Source organism: Helicobacter marmotae, assembly GCF_003364255.1.
In the GTDB taxonomy this organism is placed as follows: Bacteria; Campylobacterota; Campylobacteria; order Campylobacterales; family Helicobacteraceae; genus Helicobacter_C; species Helicobacter_C marmotae.
In genome coordinates this window covers 77,282-85,002 of sequence record NZ_NXLR01000006.1, presented here as the reverse complement: position 1 = coordinate 85,002, position 7,721 = coordinate 77,282, and the positions used below count along the sequence as shown (strand labels likewise).

Here is a 7,721-nt window from a genome sequence, read left to right as displayed (position 1 = left end):
GGGGTTTAGAATGACAATATCTAACCCATAAGACAAAATTACCTCATAAAGGAAATTAATTTCTCATTCTGAACCCCCGCTAGGGGGTGAAGAATCTCCCTCATTTGACTAACGACTCTCTATTAGAATCACCAAAAAAGCACGACTAGTGATTTTGAGCAGAGATTCTTCGCCTGCGGCTCAGAATGACAATAAGAGCAGAGTCGCTGCTGATTCTAACAGAATTTCTTCGGTCATTACCACTCCCGCTAGAGATGACAAACCTAGCCACTTGTAAGGGAAATCATTTTATCACGTCTAGATGGGCTTTAGCCCTGAAGAATCTCAGTTGAGCCTATTATCAAGTCTTTACCCCCGCAAGAGTGGTAAAGACTTGCTCTTAAGAATCACCAGCAATTCTCACTAATTCTTTTTCTAAAAAGTCTCTCCATTTTTCAATTCCAAGGCTTTTGGCGGTAATAAATATATCCTTATCGCCCCTTCCTGAGACATTTACAATGATTTTCTTGCCTTTGTGCTTTTTACATATAGCGATTGTGGCGGCTAGGGCATGGCTTGATTCCAAAGCGGGGATAATGCCTTCATTTTTAGCAAAAAAGCTTAGGGCTTCTAGGGCTTGTTTATCTGTAGCTGAGCTAAATTCCACCCGCCCTATTTCATATAAATGCGCTAATTGCGGTCCAATACCTGCATAGTCTAGCCCCGCAGAAATAGAGTGCGTTTGGCTTAGCTGTCCATCTTCATCTTGTAAAAAGAGGCTTTTATAGCCTTGAGCTATGCCCTCGCTTGCATTTTTATTATGAATCCTTTTGGCATTTTCTCCACTCTCTTCCCCAATACCTCCGGCTTCTACACCGATTAATCGCACACTCTCATTTTTAAGATAATGTGCAAAAAACCCCATAGCATTACTTCCTCCACCCACGCATGCTATCATCATATCAGGCAAGGAGTGAAAATAGGCTTTGGTTTGCTTTTTAAGCTCTTTACTAATCACGCTTTGGAGCTCCCGGACTATATCGGGGTAGGGATAAGGACCTAAGGCAGAGCCTAGCACATAGAATGTATCTTCACTTCTTTTGCTCCATTCGCGCAATGCCTCATTTACCGCGTCTTTAAGCGTTTTGCTTCCATTACTCACCCCTCGCACCTTTGCGCCAAAAAGCTCCATATTAAAGACATTAGGATATTGCCTTGCCATATCAATCTCACCCATGAAAATCTCACATTCTAAGCCCAATCTCGCACAAGCCGCAGCAGTGGCTAGTCCATGCTGTCCCGCTCCTGTTTCTGCAATCACTCGCTTTTTGCCTATATGTTTGGCTAAAAGCACTTGCCCTATGGCATTGTTGATTTTATGCGCGCCTGTGTTTGCTAAACCTTCGAACTTTAAGTAAATGTCATTATTGAGTATTTTGGAGCTGTTTTGTGCATAGATGAGCGGTGTGGGGCGACCTATAAAATGCTTAAAGAGAGATTTTAACTCTTTCTTATACGCCTTGCTTTTAAAAACCCCATGATAGGCATTCTCTAGCTCTTTGAGTGCAGGATAGAGGATTTCTGGGATATACTGCCCGCCAAAGGCATGAGAGTTTGCCCCATTTTGACCAAAGTAGCCATTTTTTGATTCTAAAAACATTTTTGCCATTATGTTCCCCTGTGTAAATGTGATTAAGCTGGCTTAGATTCTAAACATTTTCTATATAAGCGCACCTTAAAGTTAAGGACTTTTCAATAAATATGCGATAGAATCCGAGCTTGCAAGTAGAGGAGCATAAGGAGATTGTATGGGAGAAGTCATAGAAAAACAGCATAAAACACAGCTTATGGGGCATATTGTCGCTGGGTATCCTCATTTTGAACTTAGTTTAAATGCGGCACTTGGTATTGCCAAAGCGGGGGCTAGCTACCTTGAAGTGCAGTTTCCATTCTCAGACCCTAATGCCGATGGCATAGTCATTGAGGAAGCTTGTAATAAAAGCATAGAGGAGGGCTTTAGTGTGGCTAAAGGCTTTGAGCTCCTCTCTGCTTTATCTACGCATTTTAGGGAAGATTCACTCCCAACTAAGCTTATTATTATGACGTATGGCAATATCATTTTTCGCTATGGGGTGGAATCTTTTGTTAAAAAAGCCAAAGAATGCGGCGTATGGGGGCTTATTGTCCCTGATTTGCCTATAGAATCTGATGAATCTCTGCGAGTTTTAGCTAAAAAGCATAAGCTTGCGATTATCTCACTCATTACGCCAAATACTCCCCCAAAGAGAATGACAAAGCTTGCAAAGATAAGTGATGAAATCGTGTATGTTGTGGCAAGAGCGGGGATTACAGGTGATAAAACTCATCTTAATACTGCGTTATTTGAGTATATTGAATGTGTCAAAAAGCACTGCCAAAAGCCTATTGCGCTTGGTTTTGGGATTAATTCATACGAACAAGTAGCTCTATTAGAGGGCAAGGTAGATATTGTAGTGGCAGGGAGTTATTTTGTGCGCTATATAAGCACGCTTGCAGCACAAGCAAACCTAACTCCGCAAGATTATGCGCAAAAATTACAAGCATACACACAAGCTCTTATGGGCTGGGAGCAAGAGAAGCAGGCAGATAGCTAATTTATGAGATATGTATAGAATCTGTGAAATTTATGAATAAAAGGGGCTAAGTATGAAATGGACAAGTTTTGATACGCGTTGGATGCTTTCACTCTTTGGTACGGCAGTGGGGGCTGGGATTTTGTTTTTACCTATTCGTGCGGGGACAGGCGGATTCTATCCTGTGGTAGTGATGACACTTTTAATCTTCCCTATGGTGTGGCTTTCACACCGCGCCCTTAGCCGCTTTGTGAATGAATCCCAAAGCACAGACCATGATATTACGCACGCAGCGGAGGAATATTGGGGCTATGGTATAGGATTTTTTATCACACTTTTATATTTTTTTGCTATTTATCCTATTTGTTTGGCTTATGGTGTGGGCATTACCAATACTTTTGCAAATTTCTTTGTCTATCAACTTCAGCTTACAAGCTTGTATGACCCAGATTCTATGGAGCTTTATCCACTAGTGAGGGCAGGACTTGCCTTTGTGCTTGTAAGTGCGATGATGAGTGTTATGTGTTTTAAGGTTGAGCTTGTTACAAAAGCTTGCAATGCCCTTGTGTATCCTTTGTGTGCGGTGCTTTTTTGCTTTTCTTTATATCTTATCCCGCATTGGAAATTAGAGAGCCTACAGAAAGTGCCGAGTTTTAAGGAATTTTTAGAAGTGATTTGGCTTACATTACCTGTGCTTGTCTTTGCTTTTAATCACTCTCCTGCGATTTCTACCTTTACTTTGAGTGTGCGTAGGCAGTATGAAAACTCACAAGAGAAAGCAAATCAGATTTTATTTGCTACAAGTGCTTTGTTGCTTGTTTTTGTGATGTTTTTTGTGTTTTCTTGTATTTTATGCTTAGATTCTGAAGATTTTAGCAAGGCAAGAGCAGCAAATATACCTATTCTCTCATATTTTGCTAATCAATTTGATACCCCCATTATCGCATTAGGTGCGCCTCTTGTAGCATTTTTGGCGATTGTGAGCTCATTTTTTGGGCATTATTTTGGAGCATTTGAAGGCTTAAATGGAATCGTGCGTAAAAGTATCAAAATGAGCTCACAAAAAACCCCAAATATGAAAGCCATTAAAGTATTTAGCACATTGTTTTTATATATAAGCATTATCCTTGTGGCTTATCTCAATCCAAGTATTTTGGGCTTTATTGAGGATTTGGGCGGTCCTATTATCGCAGCGATTTTGTTTCTTATGCCTATAATTGCTATTTGGAGTGTGGCTAAATTAAAGCAATACAAAAACCCTCCACTTGATATATTTGTGTTTGTTATGGGGAGTTTGACTATTACAAGCGTGGTGTATAAGTTTTTTATGTAATTTGGAGAAACTTTAAGTTGCCATCTCTTAGCTTATAAAGCCTAAAGATTTGCTTTTGAGCCCTAAGCATTTGGGCGGAGTTTTTACAATGCTTAGAATGACAAAGTAATGTTAAATTTGCTGGCGATTCCTTTGAAAAGTCTTTAGTAGATAAGAGCAATTCTTCGGTCGTGCTCACGCCCGTCCTCAGAATGACAAGTTAATTTCCCTTGTGGGTAGCACGTGAAGTTTATAGAGTTTCTTTGCTATTACTTACCCATAAGCAAAGGGAAGTCAAGGTATGAAAAGTGAGACTAGGACTTTATAAAATGCAGAGAGAGGGAATTCACACAATGGCGGGTATTCTTAGCTGTGAATCCCTCACTTTCAAATACATGCCCTAAATGCCCTCCACACCGCGCACATAGAATTTCTGTCCGCACACCATCAGCATCTTGCTTGCGTTGCACTGCGTCTTGTATATTTTCATCAAAGCTCGCCCAACCACAATGTGAATGAAATTTCGCATTTGAGCTATAGAGCTTTAACCCGCATTGTCGGCATACATACACGCCATTTTCAAAGCAATCTGTGTATTTTCCGCTAAAAGGGGCTTCTGTGCCTTTGTGCAATATCACGGCTTCTTCTTGTGTGCTAAGTGGAGGCATTCCATAATCTTGTGCTTTTTTCATATTGTTCTCCTTATTTAAGACGTAAAATTATGCCATATGAAGTTTTATAAAGTGTTTTAGGTAGGGCTTGCTTAGTATGCTGCAAACGCTTATATTAAGCTTATTTGGCTACAATAAGCTTAATATAATTTTAAAGGTTTTTTATGCAGCAGACTTCTCTAAATTCTCATTATCCCTTGCAGATTCTTGTGCTTGATTTTGGCTCTCAATACACTCAACTCATCGCTAGAAGACTACGAGAATATGGTGTCTATACCGAGATAGTGCCCTATTTTGAAAGTATAGAATCGATAAGGGCAAAGTCTCCTAAGGGCATTATCCTTAGTGGTGGTCCTGCAAGCGTGTATGAAGAGGACGCCTATAAGCCCGATAGTGCGATATTTTCGCTTAATATCCCTATTCTTGGTATTTGCTATGGTATGCAGTATATCGCTGATTTTTTTGGTGCTCGGGTGATACGTGCAGATGAGCAAGAGTTTGGTAAAGCCTTGCTAGAGATACAAGATAAAAACAATGCGCTTTTCTCTGGGGTGAAGCAAAATAGCATTGTGTGGATGAGCCATGCAGATAAGGTAGATAGCTTACCGCAAGGCTTTGTTGAGCTTGCTAAAAGTGGCAATACGCATTATTGTGCGATGGCAAATAGCAAAGCTAAGATTTATGCGCTGCAGTTTCACCCTGAAGTCGTCCATAGTGAATGTGGAGGGCAGATTTTACGCAATTTTGCTGTGGAAATTTGCAAAAGTGATACAAATTGGAATATGCGCAATTTTGCCCAAAATGAGATTGTAAAACTGCGAGCGATTGTAGATGGTGCTGGCAGAGAAGATTCTCACACTTTTATCACATTTGATGACGCTTGCAAAGACATAGGCAAAGCTCAAGCCACAGAGAAACTTTTAGATATTTGGGAGCAAGCGATTAGGGCAACAGATAATATGAAAGAAGGGACTATAGCGCATAGAAGAGGGGAGATTAGGAAAGATTATATCCCAAAGGCTGATTTGATTGTGATTGCAAAAAGTGCTAAAGAATGGCTAGGTTTTATCGCAACAAAGGGCAATGAAATTACTCTGCTTTTTGTTGCTCCTGCGTATTTTGGGCGTAAAATTGGCAACTCACTTTTGCAATATGCCCTTATACGTAGCTTAAAGGACTCTGCTGAAATTATCCTTAATAGCCGACAATGGGCTGTGGGATATTATGCAAAGCTTGGATTCACTCCAAGCGCAAAACCTTTTTTGGTAGGCACTTCAGGGGAGATTTGGCTTACTCCACTAAAGATTAAGACAGAAGTTTTGCAAAAATCTTTGGGACTTAGAGCTAGGGAAAAAGGAGAAAAGAAGCGATGTGCTTGGGCAACTGGTAAAGAGGAGTATGCACGCAAACTTTATGAAGAGTATCACGATAATGAGTGGGGAGTGCCGCTGCATGATGATAGAATGCTTTTTGAACTCCTTATTTTGGAGGGTATGCAAGCGGGGCTAAGCTGGATTAATATTTTAAAAAAACGCGAGGCTTTTAGGGCGGCATTTGATAACTTTGAGCCATCAATTATCGCACACTATGATGAGGCAAAAATCAATGAGTTATTGCAAAATCCGGGCATTATCCGCAATCGCTCTAAGATAGAATCAAGCATTATCAATGCGCGGGCGTTTTTGGAGATTCAAAGAGAGTTTGGAAGCTTTGATAGCTATATTTGGGGCTTTGTGGGCGGTAAGCCTATTGTGAATGCTGTTAAAAGTATTGCGGATTTACCCGCTTCTACGCCATTATCAGATAAGATAGCAAAAGATTTGAAAAAACGTGGGTTTAAGTTTGTAGGTAGCACGATAGTGTATGCGTATATGCAGGCGGTGGGGATAGTGAATGACCATCTCACCTCGTGCTTCAGGTATGATTCGTCTTTGGGTATGCAATGCGATAAGATTCAGGATTTTTCACAAGGCACGGACGCTAAGTCCGCTAACCTTGTGAAAAATCCTGAAAGCTTACACAGCCATACCGCAAATACTAGAATCGTTGGGAATATATTGGATTCTGCAGGGGCAAAAAAGATTGTGGATTCTAACAATGATTGTGTGAATGTAAAATCTAATGGTGAAGTATTTTTAGGTGGATTTTGTGGTTGTGCAGAGGCGAATAACGAGATAGAACACAAGGTTCATCGAGGAAAAGAGCCTCAAACTCCACAAAATACGCCAAAAAGACAAGCCAAAAAGGTGCTTTGTGCGGTGAGTGGAGGGGTTGATAGCTCTGTCGTCGCCACCTTGCTTTATCGTGCTATTGGTGAGAATCTGATTCCTGTATTTGTTGATACGGGGCTTTTACGCAAGGGCGAGAGAGAGGCAGTTGAAAAGATGTTTAGAGAAAATCTCAAAGTGCCTCTTATCACTATCGATGCGAGTAAATTATTTTTAGGGCGATTAAAGGGTGTCTTAGACCCAGAGAAAAAGCGTAAAATCATCGGCGAGACTTTTATAGAAGTGTTTGAAAAGGAGGCAAAAAAGCATAATCAAAATGGCGAGATAAAGTTCTTAGCACAAGGCACACTTTACCCCGATGTGATTGAATCGGTGAGTGTAAAAGGACCAAGTAAGACAATTAAGTCTCATCATAATGTTGGGGGTTTGCCCGAATGGATGAAGTTTGAGCTTATTGAGCCTTTAAGGGAGCTTTTTAAGGACGAAGTACGGGCATTAGGCAAAGAGCTTGGAATGCCAGATTCTATGCTTATGCGCCACCCTTTTCCCGGACCCGGGCTTGCTATCCGCATTATGGGGGAGGTAAATAAAAGGGATTTAGATTTATTGCGCGAAGCGGATTGTATTTTTATAGAGGAGCTTCATAAACAAGGATATTATAATAAAGTGTGGCAGGCATTTTGTGTGCTGCTAAATGTGTGTAGTGTGGGGGTAATGGGCGATAATCGCACTTATGATAATACCATTTGCGTGCGAGCAGTGGAGGCAATTGATGGAATGACGGCGACTTTTGCGCATTTACCCCATGAGTTTTTAGAATCGCTCTCTAATCGCATTATTAATGAGGTGGATGGCATTAATCGCGTGGTGTATGACATTACTTCCAAGCCCCCGGGCACGATTGAATGGGAGTGAGGGG

At 40.9% G+C, this 7,721-nt stretch carries 7 protein-coding genes; 4 read left to right on the top strand and 3 right to left on the bottom strand.

Features of this window, described 5'->3' with window-relative positions; genetic code table 11:
- Window positions 1-148 precede the first annotated feature (148 nt).
- Window positions 149-277, top strand: coding sequence for a hypothetical protein (locus CQA63_RS10395; RefSeq protein ID WP_267891929.1), 129 nt, complete (start codon window positions 149-151; stop codon window positions 275-277).
- Between the two features lie 102 nt (window positions 278-379).
- Here CQA63_RS10395 and trpB read toward each other — a convergent pair whose 3' ends face one another.
- Window positions 380-1,648: a tryptophan synthase subunit beta gene (trpB, locus tag CQA63_RS04730; RefSeq protein WP_104700240.1), complete on the bottom strand. Its 1,269-nt coding sequence runs from the start codon at window positions 1,646-1,648 to the stop codon at window positions 380-382.
- Between the two features lie 139 nt (window positions 1,649-1,787).
- Here trpB and trpA point away from each other — a divergent pair, with 139 nt between their 5' ends.
- Both trpA and CQA63_RS04720 read left to right on the top strand, forming a co-directional pair.
- Complete coding sequence (gene trpA, locus CQA63_RS04725; protein WP_199770704.1) at window positions 1,788-2,612, top strand: tryptophan synthase subunit alpha; 825 nt, start codon at window positions 1,788-1,790, stop codon at window positions 2,610-2,612.
- A gap of 52 nt (window positions 2,613-2,664) precedes the next feature.
- Complete coding sequence (locus CQA63_RS04720; protein WP_104700239.1) at window positions 2,665-3,924, top strand: SLC5/6 family protein; 1,260 nt, start codon at window positions 2,665-2,667, stop codon at window positions 3,922-3,924.
- Here the strand turns inward: CQA63_RS04720 and CQA63_RS04715 are convergent.
- Window positions 3,917-4,102 carry a hypothetical protein gene (locus CQA63_RS04715; protein ID WP_104700238.1) on the bottom strand — a complete coding sequence of 62 codons (186 nt, stop codon included), beginning with the start codon at window positions 4,100-4,102 and terminating at the stop codon, window positions 3,917-3,919. The two genes, CQA63_RS04720 and CQA63_RS04715, sit on opposite strands and share 8 nt — an antisense overlap.
- Window positions 4,103-4,217: 115 nt before the next feature.
- Window positions 4,218-4,571: a methionine-R-sulfoxide reductase gene (locus CQA63_RS04710; protein ID WP_104700248.1), complete on the bottom strand. Its 354-nt coding sequence runs from the start codon at window positions 4,569-4,571 to the stop codon at window positions 4,218-4,220.
- 167 nt (window positions 4,572-4,738) lie between these two features.
- On the opposite strand from CQA63_RS04710, the gene guaA reads away from it, so the two are divergent.
- On the top strand, window positions 4,739-7,717 hold the full coding sequence (gene guaA / locus CQA63_RS09775; RefSeq protein ID WP_170128368.1) for a glutamine-hydrolyzing GMP synthase: 2,979 nt from the start codon (window positions 4,739-4,741) through the stop codon (window positions 7,715-7,717).
- The last annotated feature ends 4 nt before the right edge of the window (window positions 7,718-7,721 follow it).